This window comes from Pseudomonas sp. LTGT-11-2Z, from assembly GCF_003691445.1.
Classification (GTDB): domain Bacteria; phylum Pseudomonadota; class Gammaproteobacteria; order Pseudomonadales; family Pseudomonadaceae; genus Aquipseudomonas; species Aquipseudomonas monteilii.
The window spans coordinates 2,979,417-3,002,325 of the sequence record NZ_CP033104.1; the positions used below are offsets into that span (position 1 = coordinate 2,979,417).

Annotated in this window: 14 protein-coding genes and 4 pseudogenes; 8 read left to right on the top strand and 10 right to left on the bottom strand. The window is 60.4% G+C overall.

The features are described 5' to 3' along the window. Nucleotides 1-59: 59 nt before the first annotated feature. The 4 genes and pseudogenes from D8767_RS13905 to D8767_RS13920 form a co-directional block, all read right to left on the bottom strand. Nucleotides 60-1,475: an efflux transporter outer membrane subunit gene (locus D8767_RS13905; RefSeq protein WP_016714006.1), complete on the bottom strand. Its 1,416-nt coding sequence runs from the start codon at nucleotides 1,473-1,475 to the stop codon at nucleotides 60-62. Beyond that, nucleotides 1,472-4,651 carry an efflux RND transporter permease subunit gene (locus D8767_RS13910; RefSeq protein WP_016714007.1) on the bottom strand — a complete coding sequence of 1,060 codons (3,180 nt, stop codon included), beginning with the start codon at nucleotides 4,649-4,651 and terminating at the stop codon, nucleotides 1,472-1,474. The genes D8767_RS13905 and D8767_RS13910 overlap by 4 nt, the downstream gene beginning before the upstream one ends. A gap of 12 nt (nucleotides 4,652-4,663) precedes the next feature. Further along, complete coding sequence (mexE, locus tag D8767_RS13915; protein ID WP_016714008.1) at nucleotides 4,664-5,905, bottom strand: multidrug efflux RND transporter periplasmic adaptor subunit MexE; 1,242 nt, start codon at nucleotides 5,903-5,905, stop codon at nucleotides 4,664-4,666. 298 nt (nucleotides 5,906-6,203) lie between these two features. Next, a pseudogene (locus tag D8767_RS13920) lies at nucleotides 6,204-6,369 on the bottom strand (IS5/IS1182 family transposase); the annotation flags it as partial. Nucleotides 6,370-6,790: 421 nt separating this feature from the next. Between D8767_RS13920 and D8767_RS13925 the strand changes: the two are divergent. Further along, complete coding sequence (locus D8767_RS13925; RefSeq protein ID WP_162998271.1) at nucleotides 6,791-9,100, top strand: phosphatidylinositol-specific phospholipase C domain-containing protein; 2,310 nt, start codon at nucleotides 6,791-6,793, stop codon at nucleotides 9,098-9,100. Between the two features lie 287 nt (nucleotides 9,101-9,387). Continuing rightward, entirely contained in the window at nucleotides 9,388-10,764 is a 1,377-nt protein-coding gene (locus D8767_RS13930; protein ID WP_081259058.1) for an IS30 family transposase, read from the top strand. A 105-nt stretch (nucleotides 10,765-10,869) separates the two neighbouring features. On the opposite strand, the pseudogene D8767_RS13935 reads toward D8767_RS13930, so the two are convergent. From D8767_RS13935 to gspG, 3 genes and pseudogenes are all read right to left on the bottom strand, one after another. Next, a pseudogene (locus tag D8767_RS13935) lies at nucleotides 10,870-11,055 on the bottom strand (transposase); the annotation flags it as partial. Between the two features lie 57 nt (nucleotides 11,056-11,112). Next, on the bottom strand, nucleotides 11,113-12,303 hold the full coding sequence (locus D8767_RS13940) for a type II secretion system F family protein (protein WP_016714011.1): 1,191 nt from the start codon (nucleotides 12,301-12,303) through the stop codon (nucleotides 11,113-11,115). Between the two features lie 11 nt (nucleotides 12,304-12,314). Beyond that, on the bottom strand, nucleotides 12,315-12,740 hold the full coding sequence (gene gspG, locus D8767_RS13945; RefSeq protein ID WP_003253843.1) for a type II secretion system major pseudopilin GspG: 426 nt from the start codon (nucleotides 12,738-12,740) through the stop codon (nucleotides 12,315-12,317). A gap of 185 nt (nucleotides 12,741-12,925) precedes the next feature. Here gspG and D8767_RS13950 point away from each other — a divergent pair, with 185 nt between their 5' ends. From D8767_RS13950 to D8767_RS13965, 4 genes and pseudogenes are all read left to right on the top strand, one after another. Continuing rightward, nucleotides 12,926-13,519 carry a lytic transglycosylase domain-containing protein gene (locus D8767_RS13950; RefSeq protein ID WP_028698888.1) on the top strand — a complete coding sequence of 198 codons (594 nt, stop codon included), beginning with the start codon at nucleotides 12,926-12,928 and terminating at the stop codon, nucleotides 13,517-13,519. Nucleotides 13,520-13,669: 150 nt separating this feature from the next. Beyond that, nucleotides 13,670-15,130, top strand: a complete 1,461-nt coding sequence (locus D8767_RS13955; RefSeq protein WP_016714014.1) for a HAMP domain-containing sensor histidine kinase — start codon at nucleotides 13,670-13,672, stop codon at nucleotides 15,128-15,130. A 284-nt stretch (nucleotides 15,131-15,414) separates the two neighbouring features. After that, nucleotides 15,415-16,909: pseudogene (locus D8767_RS13960) on the top strand (sensor histidine kinase). Then, nucleotides 16,878-18,305, top strand: coding sequence for a sigma-54 dependent transcriptional regulator (locus D8767_RS13965; protein WP_016714015.1), 1,428 nt, complete (start codon nucleotides 16,878-16,880; stop codon nucleotides 18,303-18,305). Before D8767_RS13960 ends, D8767_RS13965 begins: the two are co-directional and overlap by 32 nt. 9 nt (nucleotides 18,306-18,314) lie before the next feature. Here the strand turns inward: D8767_RS13965 and D8767_RS13970 are convergent, their stop codons facing one another. From D8767_RS13970 to D8767_RS13980, 3 genes are all read right to left on the bottom strand, one after another. After that, nucleotides 18,315-18,614 carry a hypothetical protein gene (locus tag D8767_RS13970; RefSeq protein WP_016714016.1) on the bottom strand — a complete coding sequence of 100 codons (300 nt, stop codon included), beginning with the start codon at nucleotides 18,612-18,614 and terminating at the stop codon, nucleotides 18,315-18,317. An 84-nt stretch (nucleotides 18,615-18,698) separates the two neighbouring features. Then, nucleotides 18,699-20,051, bottom strand: coding sequence for a GntP family permease (locus D8767_RS13975; RefSeq protein ID WP_028698893.1), 1,353 nt, complete (start codon nucleotides 20,049-20,051; stop codon nucleotides 18,699-18,701). Between the two features lie 110 nt (nucleotides 20,052-20,161). Further along, complete coding sequence (locus D8767_RS13980) at nucleotides 20,162-20,701, bottom strand: gluconokinase (protein ID WP_016714020.1); 540 nt, start codon at nucleotides 20,699-20,701, stop codon at nucleotides 20,162-20,164. A gap of 207 nt (nucleotides 20,702-20,908) precedes the next feature. Between D8767_RS13980 and D8767_RS13985 the strand changes: the two genes are divergently transcribed. Together D8767_RS13985 and D8767_RS29645 are read left to right on the top strand one after the other, a co-directional pair. Beyond that, nucleotides 20,909-21,928, top strand: coding sequence for a LacI family DNA-binding transcriptional regulator (locus D8767_RS13985; RefSeq protein ID WP_016714021.1), 1,020 nt, complete (start codon nucleotides 20,909-20,911; stop codon nucleotides 21,926-21,928). A gap of 241 nt (nucleotides 21,929-22,169) precedes the next feature. Continuing rightward, a pseudogene (locus tag D8767_RS29645) lies at nucleotides 22,170-22,850 on the top strand (PAS domain-containing protein); the annotation flags it as partial. Nucleotides 22,851-22,909: the final 59 nt, after the last annotated feature.

The following is a 22,909-nucleotide window of genomic DNA, read 5'->3' on the forward strand; positions in this document are numbered from 1 at the left end:
CCAGCGGGGCAAACGGTTGGGGGAGGAGCCAACCAAAGGAGTCGTTGAAACAGGGGGTATCAGTGTGCGCTGGCCACGGTTTCCGGTTGCCAGCCGCCGCCCAGGGCCTTGTAGATCGAGACAATGCCGCGGTACAGCTCGACTTCGCCCTGAGCCTGCGCATCTTCTGCGCTCAACCGCTCACGCTCGGCATCGAGCAGCACCAGGTAGTCGACCGTCCCTTCGCGATAGCGGATCGAGGCCAGCTCTGCCGCCTTGCGGCTGGCATCGCTCTGGCGCATCAGCGACAGCAGCCGCTGCTGGGTCTTGTCGTAATCGCTGAAGGCATTGGCCGACTCTTCCAGAGCCAGCAATACCTGCTGCTCGTAATTGGCCAGCGCCCCTTCGGCATCGGCCTTGGCGCCGCGCAGGCGGGCCCGCACGCTGCCCAGGTCGAAGGCCGCCCAGGTAATGCTTGGGCCCAGTGCCCAGGCATTGGCAGCCGAGGAGCCTATCTGCGAGCCACGCGCGGCGGTAAAGCCCAGGAAGCCGCTGAGGCTGACGCGGGGGAACAGGTCTGCCGTGGCTACGCCTACGTTGGCGGTGGCGGCCGCCAGTTGGCGTTCGGCGCTGCGGATATCCGGGCGGCGGCGCAGCAGTTCCCCCGGATCGCCTACCGGCAACGCCTTGGCGATGGCCGGCAGGGCCTTGGGCGACAGGTCTACGCTGAGTGCCTCTGGGCGCTGGCCGAGCAGGGTGGCAATGCGATGACGCGCCCGAGCCTGTTCAGCTTGCAGTTGCGGCACAGTGGCCTCGACCCCGGCCAGGCGTGCATCGGCACGCACCACGTCGAGGTCGTTGCCCACACCGGCATCGCGCAGGGTTTCGGTAATGGTCCGCGATTCTTGCTGGGTCTTGAGGTTGGCCAGGGCGATCTTCTCGCGCAACTGGGCACCGCGTAGCTGCCCGTAGGCATCGACCAGCTCGGCGATCAGGCTCACCTGCAACTGCTGCAGGTCGGCGGCGGCCGCCGCTTCCTGGGCTTCGCTGGCCTCGATCTGGCGCTGGATGCGGCCGAACAGGTCAAGCTCCCAGGCCATGTCCAGGCCCAGGTCATAGCGCTCGCTGTTCACCCGCTGCGTGGTCTGGCCAGGGATCTGGCCCTTGCCAATGTCGCTGCTGGCGCGGCTGGTGACCACCGGGAACTGATCGTTCTCGGCGTCTTCACGGATCGAACGCGCCGATCTCAAACGGGCGAAGGCCACGCGCAAATCACGGTTGCCGTCGAGCGAGGCCTGCACCAGCTGGTTCAGCACCGGGTCATCGAACTGCTTCCACCACAGGCTTTCGAAGCGGCTACGGTCGTAGGCCTTGGCCTGCACGTCGCTGTTCAGTTGCGCAGGTTCGGTGGCCGGGGCCTGGTAGTCCGGGCCTACCGCACAGGCCGCGAGGGCCAGTGCCAGCAGGCTTGGGGTCAGGGGTTTGAGCAGGTTCATGCATGGTTCTCCAGCACTTGAACGTGTTCGGCCTTGCGGGCCTGGCGACGCTCGACGAAACGGCGAATCAGGAAGAAGAACACCGGGGTCAGGAACAGGCCGAACACGGTCACGCCGATCATCCCCGAGAACACTGCCACACCCATGGCATGGCGCATTTCGGAACCTGCACCGGAGCTGAACACCAGTGGCACCACACCCATGATGAAGGCGATCGAGGTCATCAGGATCGGCCGCAGACGCAGGCGGCAGGCTTCCAGCACCGCAGCCAGCGGGTCGAGGCCTTTGGCCTGTTCATCCTTGGCGAACTCGACGATCAGGATCGCGTTCTTGCACGCCAGGCCCACCAGTACGATCAAACCGATCTGGGTGAAGATGTTGTTGTCGCCACCCGACACGATCACACCGGTTATGGCCGACAGCAGGGTCATCGGCACGATCAGGATCACCGCCAGTGGCAGGCTCCAGCTTTCGTACTGGGCAGCCAGTACCAGGAACGCCAGCAGTACGCACAGCGGGAATACCAGCAGTGCGGTATTGCCCGAGAGGATCTGCTGGTAGGTCAGGTCGGTCCACTCGAAGGTCATGCCGTTGGGCAGTTCCTCTTTCAGCAGTTTCTCGATCGCAGCTTCGGCTTGGCCAGAGCTGTAGCCCGGGGCGGCGGCACCGTTGATTTCTGCGGTAATGAAGCCGTTGTAGTGCATGACCCGGTCTGGCCCGGAGGTGTCGCTGACCTTGAGGAAGGTCGCCAGCGGGATCATCTCGCCCAGGTTGTTACGCACCTTCAACTGGCCGATCTGCTCGGCATCGAGGCGGAACTGCTGCTCGGCCTGGACGTTGACCTGGTAGGTGCGGCCAAAGCGGTTGAAGTCGTTGGTGTACAGCGAACCCAGGTAAACCTGCAGGGTGTCGAAGATGTCGGTGATCGCCACGCCATGGGTCTTGGCCTTTTCCCGGTCGATGGCGGCATCGACTTGCGGCACGTTGACCTGGTAGCTGGTGAACAGGCCTGCCAGCTCTGGCACGTTGTGGCTTTTGGCGATGATGTTCTGGGTTTCCTTGTACAGCGCTTCGTAACCCAGGTTGCCACGGTCTTCGATTTGCAGGCGGAAGCCACCAATGGTACCCAGGCCCTGTACCGGCGGCGGTGGGAAGATGGCGATGTAGGCATCCTGAATGTCGGCAAACTGTGCATTCAGTGCAGCCGCGATGGCTGCCGCCGATTGGCTCGGGTCTTTGCGCTCATCGAACGGCTTGAGCGGGGTGAATACGATGCCGCTGTTCGGGCTGTTGGTGAAACCGTTGATCGACAGGCCCGGGAAGGCTACCGAGTCGGCAACACCGGGTTGTTTCAGGGCAATTTCGCTCATGCGCTTGATCACCGCCTCGGTGCGGTCAAGGCTGGCGGCGTCAGGCAGTTGGGCGAAGGCCACCAGGTACTGCTTGTCCTGCGCCGGCACGAAACCGGTCGGGGTGGACGAGAAGCCCAGGTAGGTCAGGCCCATCAGGCCGGCGTACACGAACAGCGCGATGCCGCTGGAGCGGATGACCCGGCGTACGCCACCGACGTAGCGGTTCGAGGCACGGTCGAAGAAGCGGTTGAACGGCGCGAACAGCCAGCTGCCCAGCAGTTTTTCCAGGATGCGCGAGAAACGGTCCTTGGGTGCGTGGTGGTCCTTGAGCAGCACCGCAGCCAGGGCCGGCGACAGGGTCAGCGAGTTGAAGGCCGAAATCACCGTGGAAATGGCAATGGTCAGGGCGAATTGCTTGTAGAACTGCCCGGTAAGGCCGGAAATGAACGCGGCCGGCACGAACACGGCGCACAGCACCAGCGCCGTGGCGATGATCGGCCCGGTCACTTCGCTCATGGCCTTTTGCGTGGCTTCCAGCGGTTTCAGGCCCAGCCCGATATTACGTTCGACGTTTTCCACCACGACGATGGCGTCGTCCACCACGATCCCGATGGCCAGCACCAGGCCGAATAACGACAAGGCGTTGAGCGAGAAGCCGAACAGGTGCATGACTGCAAAGGTACCGATCAACGACACCGGCACAGCCAGCAGCGGGATGATCGAGGCACGCCAGGTTTGCAGGAACAGGATCACCACCAGCACCACCAGCACCAGTGCTTCGAACAGGGTATGTACCACCGCTTCGATGGAACCGCGCACGAAGATGGTCGGGTCATAGACGATGCTGTAGTCCATCCCTTCCGGGAAGTCCTTCTTCAGCTCGGCCATTTTCGCCCGCACTTCGTCGGAGATCTCGATAGCGTTGGAGCCTGGGCGCTGGAAGATCGGGATGGCCACGGCCGGCTGGTTGTTCAGCAGCGAACGCAGGGCATACTGGCTGGAGCCGAGTTCGACCCGGGCGATGTCCTTCAGGCGGGTGATTTCGCCATTGGCACCGGCACGGATGATGATGTTTTCGAACTCTTCCTCGTTGACCAGTCGGCCCTGGGTGTTGATCGACAGCTGGAAGCTGGTGGAGCCGGGGGCGGGCGGTGCGCCCAGCTGGCCTGCTGCCACCTGGCGGTTCTGCTCGCGGATTGCAGCGACCACATCACTGGCGGTGAGGTTGCGCGAAGCGGTCTTGTTCGGGTCCAGCCACACGCGCAGCGAGTAGTCGCCCATGCCGAACAGTTGCACGTCGCCTACGCCGCCCAGGCGCGCCAGTTCGTCCTTGATGTTGAGGATGGCGTAGTTGGACAGGTAGAGCATGTCGTAGCGGTTGTCCGGCGAGGTCAGGTGCACGACCATGGTTAGGTCGGGCGAGGCCTTGTCGACGGTAATACCGATGCGGGTCACTTCCTCGGGCAGCTTGGGCTGGGTGCGGGTGACGCGGTTCTGCACCTGTACCTGGGCGTTGTCCAGGTCGGTGCCTAGGGCGAAGGTAATGGTCAGCGTCAGCTTGCCGTCAGCGGTGGACTGGGAGGACATGTACAGCATGTTCTCCACACCGGTAATGGCCTGCTCCAGCGGCGCGGCGACGGTTTCGCCGATGACCTTGGGGTTGGCACCGGGGAAGTTGGCGCGCACCACCACGGTTGGCGGGACCACTTCGGGGTATTCGCTGATTGGCAGCTGGAACAGCGAGATGGAGCCCGCGATCAGCAGCACCAGCGACAGCACCGCGGCGAAGATTGGCCGGGTAATGAAGAATTTCGAGAAGTTCATCGGTGTGGTCCCTTAACCGCGTGGCGCCTGGGCGCTGGCGACTTTCACGTTATTGCCCGCCACCTTCGGCGCCGGGTTGCTGGCCTCCAGGGCCTGGCGCTGCTGGGCGAGGGCGGCGAGGGTCTGTTCGCTGGCCATCTGGGTATCGATCGGGGTGACCGGCGAGCCAGGACGCACGCGCTGCAGGCCCTTGACCACGATGCGGTCATCCTTGCCCAGGCCGCTGCGCACGATGCGCAAGCCTTCCAGCTTCGGCCCTAACTCCACGGCGCGGTAGGCAGCCTTGTTGTCCTTGTCCATGACCAGCACGAACTTCTTGCCAAGGTCGGTGCCCACGGCTTCGTCGTTGATCAGCACGGCGTCGTACTGGGCGCTGCCCACCAGCTTCAGGCGTGCATATAGGCCTGGGGTGAACTGGCCGTCGCTGTTGTCGAACACCGCACGGCCACGGATGGTGCCGGTGCGCGGGTTGACCTGGTTGTCGACGAAGTTCATCTGGCCCAGGTGCGGATTGCCGCTTTCGTTGGTCAAGCCCAGGTACACCGGGGTGCTCTGGCCACGCTGGCCCTCGCGTGCCAGCTGGGTGTACTTGAGGTACACGCGCTCGTCGGCGTCGAAGTAGGCGTAGACCTTGTCGGTGGACACCACGCTGGTCAGCGGGGTGACATCGGCGCTGACGATGTTGCCGGCGGTGAACGCGGCGCGGCTGACACGGCCGCTGATAGGCGCGGTGACGCGGGTGAAGCTGAGGTTAAGGCGTGCCAGGTCAAGCTGGGCCTGAATGGCATCGACCCCGGCACGGGCTTCGGCGGCAGCGCTGCTGCGCGATTCGGCCAGCTCGGCGGAGATGGCGTTGCTGTCACGCAGGCGTTCGCCACGGCGGGCTTCGTTGGCACTGCGAATGGCAGTGGCCTTGGCCTGTTGCAGTTGGGCTTCAAGGCGGCGGACTTCAGCCTGGAACGGGCGAGGGTCGATCTGGAACAGCAGGTCGCCTTTCTTGACCTGGGCGCCTTCGGTGAAGGCCACCTGGTCGATCTGGCCGGAAACCCGTGGGCGTACTTCGACGGTTTCCGGGGCTTCTAGGCGGCCGGTGAACTCGTCCCATTCGTTGATCGGTTGCTCGATCACCTTGGCCACACTGACCTTCGGCGCGGCGGGAGCCTGCACGGCGTCTGGGGTTCGACCGCAAGCGCTGATCACCACCACTGCCAGGGCAGCGAGGGGAAAGCGCAAGTGTTTGAGTGATTGTTCCATGGAGAACTCCGCCAATGTATTAGTAGTGGGCGGAGTGTGAGTGTGTTGCGCGTGAGGCACGAATCGAACGGGGCGAAGGTTATTATCACGCTGAATGATATGTGCGGGTCATTCATAGATGTCGGGCATGATTGGGGTTGAGCTGTACCCCGTTCGTGCCGGGGGCGTCAAACTATGCGCATGCGGTCACGGTCACCAGGGAAGGCACGTGCCGCGAAGGAAGCGCAACGCGCCAGCCGGCCGCATTTTTCAGCCGTTAGTCGGGTCAGAACCAGGGCTTTGCCCTCGTTCTTTCGCGCTACAGGCGCACCTCTCCCGCAGCGCTTATAACTGCCTATGCACAATCCACAGATTCGACAGCGCAAACAGCGTGGTCAGTTGCGCCATATTCTTGGCCAGCCACGAAAGCGAGTCGTCATATAAACGAACTGGCGCTTGATCACCCGGAATGGGTGCTCCACTTCGAAATCGGAGAAGCTCATCTGACTCATGGGCAAGGCTTGCGTTCGGAGAATCCCTAGCATTTTTGCTAGTTGCCTTGTGCAAGGCTACTCGGCAGAGTGGAGGCGCAAGCAGCGGACAAGCGGGTTCCGCATGAAGCTGAAATATACGCGATCTTTTAGATGTATTTATTGTTACTGATTCTCCTGGTTTTGTGTTAGGAACGGTGTCCCGTTATGTTCATGCGCTCCGTAGCCACTGAGGGCAGCCTTTAGTGGGGTAAATGCCAATGCTGAATTATACGGCGCATATAGAGTTCTGAGATATTGTTAAGTGGAATGCATGGGGCGCAAATTTTCTTCATTTATTTTCGTTCTTTTGTATTGGCTGTGGGCATAACGTCTATTTGCGCTAAGCAGAAAATTGCAGAAGAGGGATATTATGATGAACGAGATTGCTTCGTGTGGTGTTGGACTAAGGAGGTTTGAGTCGTTCATGCTTCTTCTCCGAGAAGCTCGTTGGAGTGGAGGTGCTCCTGTATATCTGGTGCGTTGGTTGTTAGCGCTGCTCATAATGTTGTTGAGTGGTCTCGTGTCGGCGCAGCAGTCTAGTATCAGTAACGCCCAGCCAGGTGCGGTAGTGGACAAATCACGACCCTTCAGTGACTATCAATGGGTGATGTCCCATAATTCATTTGTCACCAACACCTGGACGGGCACCCCTAACCAAGACCTGTCGATTTCAGAGCAACTAGCCCGTGGAGTGAGAGGGCTTATGCTGGACACCTATAATAATCCGGTTCAGCTGTGTCATCCCAAGTCTGATTGTCAAACTACCTTGGTTGCAGCGCTGAATACGGTGGCTGCGTTTCTGGCAGCAAATGCAGATGCCGTAATAACTATTCATTTTGAGGATTACGCTAACAGAACAGCCATGCAGAATGCTTTCAATGCTGTACCGACTTTAAAAAACTTTGTTTTCAATCCGGTTGGGCGGTGGGGCGGGCGCTCTCAGTGGCCAACGTTGCAAGAGATGGTTAACGCTAATCAGCGGCTCATCCTCATCACGCAAAAACCAGAAAATGCGGGTGTTTATGCAAGCAATGTTTATATGTTTGAGGATGAGGATATTACCGTCGAAAACTACTGGTCTTTGGGTGATGCTGCTTTTGATCACGATTTAAGTTGCAAGACGCGTTGGGCTAGTATTCCCTTGAATACAAGGCAAGCCAGTCACCCTGACTTCAACGGCTGGTCGCGGCTTTTTGTTATGAACCACTACCATGGTGTTCCCTTAAGTCAGCATAGTGGCGACGACAATGAAATGGGTGGTCGCGTGGGGCTGGTAGACAGGATCAATGGACAGTGCAAGCCAGCCGCTGGGCGAGATCCCAATTTTATTGCGGTCGATTTTGTTGATCAAGGCGATGTCTTGGAGTATGTCGAGGCCCATAATAATGGGGGCATTGTTGCCTATGAGGGGAATAATGTAAGCCAATCTCTTGTTTGTACGTTCTCCACTGCGTTTGATCGGACCGTTAGTTTGCAGGGGAGCGATCAGGCTCGGCTCGGATGCGAAAATGACGAAATGCGATCATTTTCTATGTCAGGGATAAAAAAGGGGACGCAAATTACATTTTATGACAGTCCCGATGGTAACATGCAAGACGATTACGCAGTTGTCGACATCAAGCGCGATATTGGCCGTGACAAAGTGGTTAAGGTTAATACCTTCGAGCAGTCATTCTATAGCAATGATGATTATCAGATTGTTTGGGTCAAAAATAATGGGCTCGACGGGAAGGTAAGTCGAGTCAAGGTGGAAAACGATATGTCGTTCGACTATTCAGGTGCGTCAATTGCTTTGTATGAGAGCACGGGTGGTGGTCAGAACAATCTTTGTACCATTAAGCTGGATGGTAACTATTCATTCAATTTTCCTAGCAGTCGGGGGTGCGATAATGATGAGGCTGTTTCCGCTCGCTTGCTCAAGGCAAGGAAGAATACGGTCATCCAGTTTTATGGTAATTGGAACTCAAATACCTGTGATCAGGGCTGTTCAACCATAACGGTCAAGGAGGATGTAACCACGCCTGTCACAATCCCCAGGTTTGAATACAATTGGACCAGCCCTGATCGCAAGGTCCAAGTTGTTCGTTCGGGCGGAACACAGAAACTCGATGGCAAAATATCCTCGGCTCGGGTATCAATGGATCCCTTTGCTGGTCAGAACGTCGTACCCAAGACAGCATCATCGGCTTCAGACGGATTTTGGGGGGGGTGGGGGCCGCTCCGGAAATGTCAGGCCGGAAAATTCATTTGGGGCTTCAGGCTGAAGAATGAACCTTACTTGGGGAAAGGAGACGACTCGGCTTTGAATGCCATCGAGATGTACTGTTCTAGAGACACTTCATTGCCAATTAAAAGTAAGGAAGGGCCCTGGGGTTCACAGGTTACCGGCCCGGTCTTTTGTCAACAAAGAGACGGGCCAGTGACCGGATTCAAGATTCGCATCGAACAGTATCAAGGCAATGGTGATGATACTGCCGCCGGCAATGTGCGACTGATCTGCAGAAACGGGAAAGAGTTGGCGCTGGAACCGCGCTCTCAATGGGGTGTATGGAGTCAGCTCTTCTCTTGCCCGACAGGTCAATCTGCAAATGGCTTTGTAACCCGTGTCGAGGATCCTTTTGATGGGGACGATACGGCGCTCAATGGTATGCGATTGCACTGCGAGCTAAATGAGACACCATAGTCGAGATGACAAGAGGGTGTTCGGGTCATGTCCTTCCGGATACAGATTACGGTGATCACACCGCTTCCTGCTCCATAGCTATTGGCGACCGGTAGTTGTTGCGGCGCTGGAGCCAGATGGGGTTGTATCGCATGAAGAAGCTGGTCATATCCTGCCTGGCTTCTTCAATTTCCTTGTCACCCTTGCTGGGAACCCACTTTTGCCAATCTGAGCTACTGAATTGGGCGGATTCAACCGGTCGTCGCAACACCTTGATCGAGGTGTTTATGGGGCGACCCGCAGGATGGATGCAAAAATTGACTGGGCGGGGAGCGATGCGTTCTCCAGGTGCACCCTCACTTCGTAATGAGATCGAACGGCTATTTTGGGTGCAGATTGAAACAGGCATCACAAGCGAAAAGGCAGCACATGCCGTTGGCGTATCAACAGCGGTAGGTACACGCTGGTTCCGTCATCGAGGCGGGATGCCATTATTCATGTCGAATCACATATCAGGACGATACTTATCGTTTGCAGAGCGAGAAGAGATTGGGCTGCTTCGAGCGCAAAGTGTTGGCGTTCGTGAGATCGCCCGTCGCCTTGGAAGAAGCCCATCGACAATTTCACGGGAGCTGACACGCAATGCTGCTACCCGTTGCGGTCGGCTTGAATATCGAGCGTCAGTAGCGCAGTGGAAGGCAGAACTGGTGGCCAAGAGGCCGAAACCAGCGAAACTGGTCACTAACCCGCGACTGCACCAGTACGTACACGACCGCCTTGAGGGCAAGGTTCAAGACGCCGATGGTCGTGAGATTTCTGGGCCTCGGCAAGCACCCTTCAAAGGCCGAAATAAACCGCATCGCAGTGACCGTAAATGGGTCAATGGCTGGTCGCCTGAACAGATTGCCAACCGGCTCCAGCTCGATTTTCCGGATGATGAATCCATGCGCATTTCTCATGAAGCGATATATCAGGCGCTCTACATTCAGGGTAGAGGAGCTCTCAAGCGCGAACTGGTGAGCTGCCTGCGCTCAGGACGAGCATTGCGCGTGCCGAGAGCCAGAGCGCAGGCCAAAGTGTGGGCACACGTCAGCGAGGACGTCATGATCTCCAGTCGCCCAGCTGAGGTAGAAGATCGGGCTGTGCCCGGGCATTGGGAGGGTGACCTGATCATCGGTCTGAACCGTTCTGCGATTGGAACTCTGGTCGAGCGCTCAACTCGATTTACCATGCTTGTCCATCTGCCTCGCGAGGAAGGTTATGGGCTAATTCCCCGCACGAAGAATGGCCCGGCGCTGGCTGGCTATGGGGCTGTTAGTATGGCCAATGCATTGAAGAAGACGGTGGCTGAGCTTCCCAGCGAGCTGTGGCGATCTTTGACCTGGGATCGTGGAAAGGAGCTGTCGGATCACGCTCGATTTACCATCGAGTCCGGAGTAAAGGTTTTCTTTGCTGATCCACATAGTCCTTGGCAGCGCGGCACCAATGAAAATACGAACGGCCTTCTGCGGCAATACTTCCCGAAAGGCACTGACCTCTCTCGTTGGAGTGCCCAAGAAATACAGGCGGTAGCTCACGTACTTAACACTAGACCTCGAAAAACACTCGGCTGGAAAACACCTGCCGAAACACTGAATGAGTATCTGAAGTCTGTACAACAATCCAGTGTTGCGACGACCGGTTGAATCCGCCTTGGCTCCCTTAGTCTGAATGAATCATCACTTGCTGCTGTGGCTTGCGGCGCCACACGACCATCACCAATGCGTCGATCGCCACGTCGCTGCACATCCACGCTTGAGCTCAGCGCGAAGCTGACGCAGCTCGGCTTGCTGGTCATCGTCTTGCTGACGATGCTCTTGGGGCTTGGCGTAGCGCTCGATCCAGGCGTAGAGGCTGTGAGCGGACATGCCCAGGCGCCGGGCAACATCGGTGAAAGGCGTGCCTTTCTCGGTCGTTGGCCCGTTCGTCGTTATCATCCACCAGCACACCGCCTAGGAAGGCACCACGTCTCGCCGAAGCCTGGGCCTGGCGCCTCAGTGAATGCTTGAAGCCAGTTCGAAGATCGGCATGTACATCAGGATCACGATCAGGCCGATCAGCAGGCCGATGAACGTCATCAGCAGCGGTTCGAACAGTTTGACGAACCATTCCACCCAGCGGCCGATTTCCTGGTCGTGGAAGTCGGCGCAGCGCTCCAGCATCTCGCCGAGGTTGCCGGACTGCTCGCCGGCCTGCAGCAGACGCAGCGACACGGGTGTAACCAGGTGCCCGGCCTTCAGCGCATCGGACAGCGGCAGCCCTTCGCCCACGCGCTGGCTGGCCTGTGCCAGGCCTTGACCTGCGGCACTGCCGAGCAGGCCGCGGGCCATGCCCATGGCGGTGAGGATGGGAATGCCACCTTGCAGCAGGATACCCAACGAGCGATAGAAGCGCGCCAGTTCGTACATCATCAAACGTTGATGCAGCGCTGGCAGCCGGCGCAATTGACAGGATGCCCAGCGGCGTACCCGGGGATGGCGGCGCAGCAGCCACAGCGCCGTGACGCCACCTGCAGTGCCCAGCGCCAGAGGCAGTTGCTGCGCGTGCAAAAACAGACCGATCTGCATCAACACCCGTGACAGCCAGGGCAACTCGGTGCCCATGCCTTCGAACACCTGGCTGAAACGCGGCACCACGTAGCCGAGCAGGAACAGCACCACGCCGCCGCCTACCAGCAACAGCAGCAAGGGGTACACCGATGCGCCCACCAGCTTCTGCCGGACCAGGTCCAGGCGCTGGCGATAGCTGATGTAACGGGCCAGTGCGTCACCCAGCGCACCGGTGCGTTCGCTGGACTGCACCAGCGCCACATACAGCGGCGGGAACACCCGGGGTTGCTGGCCCAGTGCCTGGGACAGCGAGCGGCCTTCGTACAGCTGGCGCACCAGCTCGCCCAGCACCTTGCGTGTGGCCGCAGCGGGGGCCTTTTCGGCCAGGCTTTCCAGTGCGTCGATCAACGGCAGGCCGGCATTGAGCAGGGTCGACAGTTCCTGGCTGAACAGCACCAGATCAAACGCCGCCTCGCGGCGCCAGACCGTGCCGCGCAAGGCGCCGCCGTTGCTGCGCAGGCTGAGCACACGCAGGCCTTGGTCCTCGGCCTGGCGGCGGGCCTGGTCGGCGTCCTCGGCGTCGATCTGCAACTGCACCACACCCTGTCTGCCCAGGGCCTTGAGGCTGTAGCGCATGGCCGCTCTCCTTACTGCCAGCTGGTAATTTCCGCGTTTTCCCCATCACCACCCGGCTGGCCGTCCTTGCCCATCGACAGCAGGTCGTATTCACCGCCGTTCTCGCCGGGCTGCCGGTAGATGTACGGGCGGCCCCATGGGTCTTGCGGCACGGCCTTCTGCAGATACGGGCCGGTCCAGCGAGCCTCGCCACTGGGGGCGACCACCAGCGCCTGCAAGCCTTGCTCACTGTTGGGGTAGTGGCCGACTTCCAGGCGGTACAGGTCCAGAGCCTTGCTCAGCCCCTCGATCTGCGCCCGGGCCACCTTGGCCTCGGAGCGGCCGAGCTGGCTGAAGTACTTGGGCGCGACGATGCCGGCCAACAGGCCGAGCACCACCAGTACCACCAGGAGTTCAAGCAGGGTGAAGCCACGTTGCGGGTTGGTTCTGCGCTGCATGGTGAAGCCCTCCACTGCATGGGAACACGCGTTGACAGGCACCATGCAACAGCCATGCACGTCTGCCTAGGGGCCTTGCGCCATGCGGCACTGGAAGCGGCACAGTGCTTGCGTCGTGGTCATCGACCTCGGGTTTTCCGGGGCATTTCCCCCACATCGGGGGCCACGACGAAGAGGCGACCGACATGCGTGGACTCATCCTCGGTTTGATCTGGCTGACGGCAGGGGCTGCCCAGGCTGATGTGTACATCTCAATCGATGCCAAGGGGGGCTACGTACTGACCAACGTCCATCGGCCCGGACGACATTATGAAAAGGTGATCAACGAACCGCTCGCCCAGGCTGGCCCGGCCAATGCGCAGATGATCACTGGCCGCCCCTATGCCGAGGTGGTCGCCACAGCGGCACGCATCCACAATGTGCCCCCGGCGTTGTTGCACGCGCTGATCAAGGCAGAGTCCGGCTATAACCCCAAAGCCCGTTCGCCGGCGGGTGCGGTGGGGTTGATGCAACTGATGCCCGATACCGCTCGCGAGATGGGCGTGGAAGACCGCCTGGACCCGGAAGACAACGTGCAGGGTGGGGCACGCTACCTGAAGCGCATGCTGACTCTGTTTGATAACGACATCACCTTGGCCGTGGCGGCTTACAACGCGGGGCCGGATGCCGTGTTGCGGCGCGGAGCGGTGCCCCCATATGCCGAAACTCGCCGTTATGTACCTGCTGTGCTGCGCGAATACCGCAAATTGCAGGGGTTGGCAGACGATGGCGCTCTCTGAGGGGGGGCGGGTACGGCTGCCGTTTCTGCAGTGACCGGCTGTACGAAGTGAAAAAAACGTTACCCTTCGGCGGATGCCATCAATTTAATACTATGGTTTCCCCAACTCTGGGCTATAACCTTCTGAAGGTGCCCAGATGTGGAGTCCGCCATGGACATCGCCCCTCGTTCCGAGACCATCGAAGTGCCTGTCGGTAACGAGTTGGCTGCCCCGCGCAAGCCCTTCAACCTTTTGCGTTGGTATGCCTGGGTCAGCCTGGCCATCATCCTGTCGGTGGCTGCCGGGCTGGGGCTGATTTCCAGCCGTTTCATCATCGATGAGAGCGTGGAGCGCGATGCCTTGCTCACCGCGCAATTCATCACCTCCATCGCCGACGCCGAAGTACGCCACGTGTCGATCCCCAACGTGCGCACCATGGGCGAGCTGATAGACCCGCGTACCGACCGCAGCAACCTGCCCGATGTCGACCCGGATGCCCGACGCAAGGCGCGCGGTGAGTTTCTCGACCATATCGCCCACCTGCCCGACATGCTGCTGGCCAATATCTATGCGCCGGACCGTACGGTGATCTGGTCCAGCAACCCGGCGCTGATCGGTAAGCTGATCAATGGCGACGACGACCTGGAGCGGGCCTTCGAGTACAAGATGCGGGTCTCGGCCAGCTACCATAACTTCGAACAGGCCCGCGCCGAGCAGAAATTCGTTACCCCGCCCGAGCAGTTGTTCATCGAAAACTACATTCCGCTGTTCGATGCCGATGGCGAGAACGTCACGGCGATGGTCGAAATTTATAAAGAGCCCCATGACCTGATTGTGCGCATCGAGCATGGCCTGATCCTGATATGGCTGGCTATTACCGTGGGGGCCGCGCTGGTCTATATCGGCCTGTACGGCATCATGCACCGTGCCGCGCGGTTGCTGGCGGTGCAGCAGAAGCGGCTGATCAACAACGAGACGTATGTTGCACTGGGCGAGGTGTCGTCGGCGGTGGCCCACAGCTTGCGCAACCCGCTGGCGAGCATCCGCTCGAGTGCCGAACTGGCCCAGGCGTTCGACGAGGGCCCGGCGCAACGCCAAGTCAACGATATCATCAGCCAGGTCGATCGCATGTCGCAGTGGATACGCCAGATGCTGCAGTCACTGCGCCCGCTCAACGACGAGGCCGTGGCGGTGGACTTGCCACAGGCGTTGCAGGAAAGCTTGCAGACCTATGCCGTGCCGTTGGCACGCAGTGGGGTAAGCCTTGACCTGCAACCGTTACCGGCAGTGCAGGTATTGGGGCACCCGGCGTTACTGCGGCAGGTGTTCAGCAGCCTGGTTGCCAATGCCCTGGAGTCGATGGAGCAGGGCGGGCGTCTGCGTATCGAGGTGGTGCGCCAGAAACGGCGCTGCTTGACACTGCGCCTGTCCGACAATGGCAAGGGCATGAGCGAAGAGCAGCAGCGCATGGCCTTCCGGCCGTTCTTCACCACCAAACAGGGTGGGCTAGGGGTGGGCCTGGTGCTGGTGAAACGCATCATGGAGCGCTTCGGCGGTTCGGTTCGGCTCAGCAGCAGCGAGGGCCATGGTACGCGGGTATCTTTGACGTTCCGCTTGGTATCCGGCTTATAGAAAACATTAATTAATCTATTTAAGCTATTGATATTTAAAGATTTTGTAGGGTTTGGGTGATAGTTACCCAAATGTGGGGATTTTTCCTCATGCTGTATTTAGAAAAGCTTTATAAGGTACTGAATTATAATGTTTTATTGCTGGCTGGCTGAGTTCTTGCTACGTGATGTGCAGAGCGCAACACGCAACACAAGGCAGCTATCAGGCTGCCCAGGCGGGGTGCTTTCAATTGGCTGTTGGCCTTGAGGCATTTCTGAACGGACGCCCTGTGCGGGAACCACGCGATGCAGATGCTGGAAAACGAAGTTCGCGACAAGCCCGGTGCGACCGCCAGCGGTCTGGCTGTGCCATTGCGTGAGTTCAACCTGCTGCGGTGGTTTTCGGTCATCAGCCTGTTGATCATCACCGCCGTGGCGGGCGGGTTGGGTTATGTGTCAACGCGGTTCGTGGTTCGCGACAGCGTGCAGCGCGATGCCATGCTTACCGCGCAGTTCATTCAGGCCATGGCCCAGGCTGAGGTACGCCATTCGCAGTTGCCGCCAGGCACCACCATGGGTGAGCTGCTTGACCCGCGTCTGGACCTGCAGCACCTGCAGTTCATCCCCGCACTGGCCGAGTCGACCCGGGTCGAGTTCCTGGACCATGTCGAGCACTTGCCAGATACCTTGCTGGCCAACGTCTACGCCCGCGACCGCACCATCGTCTGGTCCACCAACGTCGAGCTGATTGGCAAGCGAATAGAAGCCGACGGCGACCTCGATCGTGCCTTCCGGTCGCGCAAGGCGGTGTCTGCCAGCTACCACAAGGCCGAGGAAGATCGCGAAGAACAGAAGTTTCAGCGTGAACCGCGCTACCTGTTCATCGAAAACTACATTCCGCTGTTCGACAGCCAGGGCGAGCAGGTATTGGCCATGGTGGAAATCTACAAAGAGCCACAGGACCTGGTGCGGCGCATCCAGCGGGGTTATGTGCTGATCTGGGCTTCGACACTGGTGGGCGGGGCACTCATCTATTTCGGGCTGTTCTGGATCGTGCGCCGGGCGGCGCAGATGCTGCACCTGCAACAGGACCGGCTGGTGGCCAGCGAAACCTACGTGGCGCTGGGCGAGATGTCGTCGGCGGTAGCCCACAGCTTGCGCAACCCGCTGGCCAACATCCGCTCAAGCGCCGAGCTGGCCCAGGAAACCGCCAACGCTGCTGCGCAGAAGAACATCACCGATATCATCGGCCAGGTCGACCGTATGTCGCGCTGGGTACGTGACCTGCTGGTGTCGTTGCGCCCGACCAGCGACGAACCTGAAGCCGTGGACCTGGTGGCCGCCATCGAAGACACCCACCTGGCCTTCGCCCAGCAGATCGAACGAAACGGCGTGCGCTTCCATTTCGAGGGGCCTGACGTGCAGTGGGGTGGTCAGCCAGCCGTTGCAGCTGACGCAAATTCTCAACAGCCTGTTTTCCAATGCCCTGGAGGCCATGCCCTGCGGCGGTATGTTGAATGCCCAGGTCAATGTGCAGGGTGGCCTGCGTGCCGAACTCGTGCTCACCGACACGGGCAAGGGCATGAGCCAACAGCAGGAACGGATGGTGTTCAAGCCGTTCTTCACGACCAAACAGGGTGGCCTCGGTGTAGGCCTGGCCCTGGTCAAACGCATCATGGAACGTTTTGGCGGCTCGGTCAGCCTGAGCAGCCGCGAAGAGGAAGGAACCCGCGTCAGCCTTACATTCAATATCGCAGCGGGAGGGGACCATGGAGCACAGCATCCTGGTAGTCGAGGATGATGAAATTCTCGCCGACAACATTCGCACCTACCTCAGCCTCAAGGGCTACGAGGTCACCGTATGCCATAGCGCGGAGCTAGCGCTGGAGCAGATCAAACGGGCCCGGCCCGACGCGGTGCTGACCGACAACTCGCTGCCTGGCATGAGCGGGCACGACCTGCTGCGGAGCTTGGTGGCACAGGTGCCGGACCTGAAAGTGATCATGATGACCGGCTACGGCAATGTTGAAGATGCCGTGCAGGCGATGAAGGAGGGCGCCTTCCATTACCTGAGCAAGCCCGTGGTACTGGCCGAACTCAAGCTGACCCTGGACAAGGCCCTGGCTGCCGAGCGCATGGAGCGCACGCTGTCGTTCTACCAAGAACGAGAGGCGCAGAAGTCCGGGTTGCAGGCGTTGATCGGCGAGTCGCCAACGATGCTGACCCTCAAGCACACCCTGCGCCAGGTGCTGGATGCCGAACGGCGTATGGCCAGTGACGATCTGCCACCGGTGCTGGTCGAAGGCGAAACCGGCACCGGCAAGGAACTGGTGGCTCGCGCCCTGCATTTCGATGGCACGCGCAGCAAGGGGCCGTTCATCGAGTTCAACTGCGCCTCGATCCCGGCCAACCTGCTGGAGGCAGAACTGTTCGGCCACGAGAAGGGTGCATTCACCGACGCCAAGGAGCGCCGGGTAGGCCTGGTGGAGGCGGCCGATGGCGGCACCTTGTTCCTCGACGAGATTGGCGAGATGGACCTGGTGCTGCAGGCCAAGCTGCTCAAGCTGCTGGAAGACCGCAGCATCCGCCGGATTGGTGCGGTGAAGGAGCGCAAGGTTGACTTGCGGGTGATCAGTGCCACCAACTGCAACCTGGAGCAGATGGTGCAGCAGGGCAAGTTCCGCCGCGACCTGTTCTTCCGCCTGCGCATCATTGCCCTGAAGGTGCCGCGCCTGTATGCCCGTGGGCAGGACATTCTGCTGTTGGCCCGGCATTTCCTGGCCCACCATGGCCGGCGTTATGGCAAGCCGAACCTGCGTTTTTCCACCGAAGCCGAGAGCCTGATGCTGGGCTACAGCTGGCCAGGCAATGTGCGCGAACTGCGTAATATGCTGGAGCAGACCGTGCTGCTGGCACCGAACGAGGTGGTGCAGGCGCACCAGCTGAACCTGTGCATGACGTTGATCGACGAGCCATTGGCAGCCCAGCAGGCGCCGGCAATGTTCGAAATGCCACGGCACGAGCCGGAGCCGGGCACCAGCCTGCCCGACATGGAGCGCGACCTGGTGTGCAAGACCCTGGACCGTACCGACTGGAACGTGACCAAGTCGGCGCGGATGCTGGGGCTGTCGCGGGACATGCTGCGCTACCGGATCGAGAAACTGGGGCTGACCCGGCCAGACAAGCGTCAGTGGTAGGGCAGGCGTCTAGTGCTGACTATCGTCAGTTGCGCCACTTTGCCGGCGAGTGCCCTCCTGGCCACTGCCACCCATTCCCGGCAGGTCACGGTTGTCATTCTGCTCTGCCGGCGGGCTGTCCGGGTCGTTGCCCTTGATGCGCGGGTCGGTATCCCGCGGCATGGGCTTCTCGATCGGGTTGAGGGTGCTGTCCACGCCTGGCCTTGGCGCAGTACTGTGCGGGTCGTCAGGGTAGGTCGGGCCGGTGCCGGCGGCCAAGGCCAGCGGCGAACCAAGCAGGGTGATCAGCAGAATGCTTGTGCGGGTCATGGCAGACTCCATTGCGTTGGGTAGGGCTCATACTTTTCTTCGGCCCTACCCGACGCATCCAGGTGCCATTGCCCCGATCAACGGTTACACCACCAGCGACAACAACATGATGAAGATGATGCCGACCACCGAGAGAATGGTCTCCATCATGCTCCAGGTCTTGAAGGTTTCTGCCACGGTCATGTTGAAGTATTGCTTCACCAGCCAGAAGCCGGCGTCGTTCACATGCGACAGAATCAGCGAGCCGGCACCGGTGGCCAGTACCAACAGCTCACGGTTTACACCCGGCACCAGGTCGATCACCGGAGCAACGATGCCCGCACCGGTAATGGTGGCGACCGTGGCGGAGCCGGTAGCGATGCGGATCACTGCCGCCACCAGCCAGGCCAGCATGATGGGTGAAATTTCCGCCTGCACGGCCATCTGCCCGATCACGTTGCCCACGCCAGTGTCCACCAGCATCTGCTTGAAGCCACCGCCAGCACCGACGATCAGCACGATGGCAGCAGTGGGGGCCAGGCTCTGGTCGAGCATCTTCATGATCTGCTGGCGGTTGAAGCCGCGAGCCGAACCAAAGGTGTAGAAGGCCAGCAGCAGGGCGGCGAGCAGGGCGGTGATCGGGTGGCCGATCAGGTCCATCCACTGGCGCACGATGTGCTCGGCCGGCAGCACCACGTCGGCAAAGGTTTTCAGCAGCATCAACGCGACTGGCAGCAGCACGGTGATGAGAGTGATGCTGAAACTTGGCAGGTTGCCCTGGTCGGACTCCTTGGCGATCTGGTCCATCAGTTCCTGCGACGGGTTGCCCGGGATGTAGCGGGAAATGAAGTTACCGAACAGCGGGCCAGCGATGATCGCGGTGGGCAGTGCGACGATCAGGCCATAGAAGATGGTCTTGCCGATGTCGGCGTGGAAAATACCGATCGCCAGCAGCGGGCCCGGGTGTGGCGGGACCAGGCCGTGCACCACGGAAAGGCCAGCCAGCAACGGAATGCCGATCTTCACCAGCGACACCCCAGAGCGGCGGGCGACGATGAACACCAGCGGAATCAGCAACACGAAGCCGATTTCGAAGAACAGCGGTATGCCCACCAGGAACGCGGCGAACATCATGGCCCAGTGCACGTTCTTCTTGCCGAAGGCGCGGATGAGGGTTTGCGCGATCTGGTCGGCGCCCCCGGAGTCGGCCATCAGCTTGCCGAGCATGGTGCCCAGGGCAAGCACGATACCGACAAAGCCCAGCACGCCGCCAAAACCGTCCTGGAACGATTTCATGACCTTGGCCACCGGCATGCCGGAGGTTAGGCCCAGGAAGCCGGCCGCGAGGGTAAGGGCGACGAAGGGGTGCACTTTGAAGTGGGTGATCAGCAGAATCAGCCCGACGATGGTAACCAGCGCGTCGAGCAGCAGGAAGGTATCAGTAGCCAGTCCGAACATGGTTTGAAGGCCTCGGTCTTATCGTTGTTTTGGGCGTAGCTTTTTGGCGCTTTTCCCGCGTTTGCGGGTTGGGGTAGCGCTGTCTTTGGTGAGCCGGAAAACCGCCAGGGTCAGGCGGTTTGCGCCAGCCCCTGCTCACCGCAGGCCTTTAGCCAGCGGTCCACCGCTTCGGCCAGTGCTTCGACGGGTTGGGTCGCATCCAGTGGCAGGGTCAGTGGCTCGCCGCGTGGCGATTCCAGGGCAGCGAACTGGCTGTCGATCAGGCTGGCCGGCATGAAGTGACCGGGGCGGGCCCGCACGCGTTTTTCCGCTTCGGCAGGTGACAGTTCAAGGAACACGAACACCAACCCGGGCATGGCATCGCGCAGGGTGTCGCGGTAGCGGCGCTTGAGTGCTGAGCAGGTCAGGATCGGGCGCTCCCCAGCCTGGGTGGTGGCCTGCAACTCCTGACCGAGGCGCACCAGCCAGCCGGCGCGGTCGTCATCGTCCAGCGGGATGCCAGCGCTCATCTTGCGGATGTTTTCGGCAGGGTGGAAAGCGTCGCCTTCGATCAGGCGGCCGCCGCTTCTGGCAGCGATGGCGGCGCCGATGCAGCTTTTGCCGCAACCGGCCACGCCCATCACCACGATGGCGGACAGGGGAGAATTCATCAGTACCTCCTGCGGGGTGAGATAGCGCTGTCTCGTCATTGACGAACAGCCACCTCCCCGGTGTTATTGGTCTTGTCCTTACGCAGTATGGACGCCTGGCGGCGAGCGCGTGATGGCTGCTACCAAAGATTACATTGCCTGCGTCCTGAGACAGCGCTACCTTAGTGGCCGTTCCCTCTCCTTGCAAGTAGTAAAATTACAACATCCATGTCCCGCACCGGCTCCCGTACTACAGGTCGTCCCACCTTGGCAGAAGTTGCCAGGCTTTCCGGGGTTTCCCCGATTACCGCTTCGCGCGCCTTGCGCGGGGTCAGCACGGTTGCGCCGGAGCTGGTGGAGAAGGTTGTCGCCGCAGCGGCAAACCTTGGCTATGTCGCCAACCCGGCGGCCCGGGCGCTGGCCTCGGCGCGTAGCCAGTCGGTGGTGGTGTTGATCCCGTCACTGTCCAACCAGCTGTTCATCGATACCCTGGAGGCCATCCACGAGGTCATGCGCCCGCGTGGGCTCGAGGTGTTGATCGGCAACTATCACTATGACCTTGCCGAAGAAGAGAACTTGATCCGCAACTACCTGGCCTATCAGCCCTGCGGCATGCTGCTGACCGGCTTCGAGCGCAGTGATGCGGCCCGCCAGATGCTGGCTGCCAGTGGTGTGCCTTGTGTGCACATGATGGAGCTCAATGGCGAGCCTGGGGCATTGTCGGTCGGGTTTTCGCAGCAGCAGGCCGGGCGTGCTGCTGCCCGGCACCTGATCGAGCGCGGACGCAAGCGCTTGGCATTCATTGCCGCGCAGCTCGACCCACGGGTGATGCAGCGGGCCGAAGGTTTCCGCCAGGCGCTGGCCGAGGCCGGTTTGCAGGCGACCGAGCTGGAGGTACTGGCGCCGGAGCCTTCATCGATTGCACTGGGCAGTGCACTGTTCAGCCAACTGATGCAGCAGGCGCCGGATGTCGACGGCATTTTCTTCTGTAACGACGACCTGGCCCAAGGCGCGGTTCTGCAGGCCTTGCGCCAGGGGGTGGAGGTACCACGCCAGGTGGCAATGGTCGGGTTCAACGATTTGCCGGCCTCGGCGCACATGGTGCCCCGGCTGACCTCGATTCGCACGCCCCGGGCTGCTGTGGGGCGTGGGGCGGCGCAGGCGCTGCTGGCGCTGCTCGATGGCAAGCGAGCGCCGAACGCACAGCAGGACTTGGGCTTTGAGTTGATGGTGCGGGAGAGCTCCTGAGTTTCACGCCTGGGCAGTAAGCGTGTCAGGACGCTTGGTAATGAAAATGCACTAATTACAAAGTGATAGCATTGTGCTTGCATGCTAATGATGGCGATCTATGCTCATGAAACCGCGCATAAAGGAGCCCGGCGTCATGTTCGATTTCCACCGCAAGTCCGATTTGGTCGAGATCCAGCGCAGCCACCAGGCTTTGGCCACCGCGCAGTCCAAACTCGCCGCTATCAGCCGCTCCATGGCGATGATCGAATTCGCTCCCGATGGCACTATTCTCGATGCCAACGAGCGTTTCTGTCAGGCCATGGGTTACAGCGTTGACGAATTGCGTGGCAAGCACCACCGGTTGTTTTGCGAGTCAGACTACGCAAAAAGTGCCGAATACCAACAGCTGTGGCGAGAACTGGGGCAGGGCAAGGCTATCAGCGGTACCTTCGAGCGCCTCGACAAGGCCGGTCGCGAGGTATGGCTGGAGGCCAGCTACATGCCGGTGCTGGACGAGCAGCGTCAGGTCACCAGCGTGATCAAGGTGGCCGCCGACATCACACAGCGGGTGGTGCAGGAGCATGAAAGTGAAAACCTGCTCAAGGCCATCAGCCGCTCCATGGCGGTGATCGAATTCACCCCCCAGGGCCGGGTGATCAAAGCCAACCAGAATTTCCTCGACACCATGGGCTATCGCCTCGACGAGGTGGTTGGCCGGCATCATGGCCTGTTCTGCCTTGCGCATGAACGCGAGTCGGTCGAGTACCGCGAGTTCTGGGCGTCGCTTAACCGTGGCGAATACCATTCGCACCGTTTCGAGCGTATCAACAAGCAGGGCCAGATGGTCTATCTGGAAGCCTCCTACAACCCCATTTTCGACAGCAAGGGGCGCTTGAACAAGGTCGTGAAGTTCGCCAGTGACATTACCCGCCAGGTCTGCACCCAGCAGAACGCCGCCGATGCCGCCCATGCCAGTTCCATGCAGACCGACGCCTGCGC

Bases quoted from the DNA above. Each gene is read 5' to 3' on its own strand.
- D8767_RS13905 (WP_016714006.1), bottom strand. From the start codon at position 1,475: ATGAACCTGCTCAAACCCCTGACCCCAAGCCTGCTGGCACTGGCCCTC.
- D8767_RS13910 (WP_016714007.1), bottom strand. From the start codon at position 4,651: ATGAACTTCTCGAAATTCTTCATTACCCGGCCAATCTTCGCCGCGGTG.
- mexE (WP_016714008.1), bottom strand. From the start codon at position 5,905: ATGGAACAATCACTCAAACACTTGCGCTTTCCCCTCGCTGCCCTGGCA.
- D8767_RS13925 (WP_162998271.1), top strand. From the start codon at position 6,791: ATGAACGAGATTGCTTCGTGTGGTGTTGGACTAAGGAGGTTTGAGTCG.
- D8767_RS13930 (WP_081259058.1), top strand. From the start codon at position 9,388: ATGCAAAAATTGACTGGGCGGGGAGCGATGCGTTCTCCAGGTGCACCC.
- D8767_RS13940 (WP_016714011.1), bottom strand. From the start codon at position 12,303: ATGCGCTACAGCCTCAAGGCCCTGGGCAGACAGGGTGTGGTGCAGTTG.
- gspG (WP_003253843.1), bottom strand. From the start codon at position 12,740: ATGCAGCGCAGAACCAACCCGCAACGTGGCTTCACCCTGCTTGAACTC.
- D8767_RS13950 (WP_028698888.1), top strand. From the start codon at position 12,926: ATGCGTGGACTCATCCTCGGTTTGATCTGGCTGACGGCAGGGGCTGCC.
- D8767_RS13955 (WP_016714014.1), top strand. From the start codon at position 13,670: ATGGACATCGCCCCTCGTTCCGAGACCATCGAAGTGCCTGTCGGTAAC.
- D8767_RS13965 (WP_016714015.1), top strand. From the start codon at position 16,878: ATGGAGCACAGCATCCTGGTAGTCGAGGATGATGAAATTCTCGCCGAC.
- D8767_RS13970 (WP_016714016.1), bottom strand. From the start codon at position 18,614: ATGACCCGCACAAGCATTCTGCTGATCACCCTGCTTGGTTCGCCGCTG.
- D8767_RS13975 (WP_028698893.1), bottom strand. From the start codon at position 20,051: ATGTTCGGACTGGCTACTGATACCTTCCTGCTGCTCGACGCGCTGGTT.
- D8767_RS13980 (WP_016714020.1), bottom strand. From the start codon at position 20,701: ATGAATTCTCCCCTGTCCGCCATCGTGGTGATGGGCGTGGCCGGTTGC.
- D8767_RS13985 (WP_016714021.1), top strand. From the start codon at position 20,909: ATGTCCCGCACCGGCTCCCGTACTACAGGTCGTCCCACCTTGGCAGAA.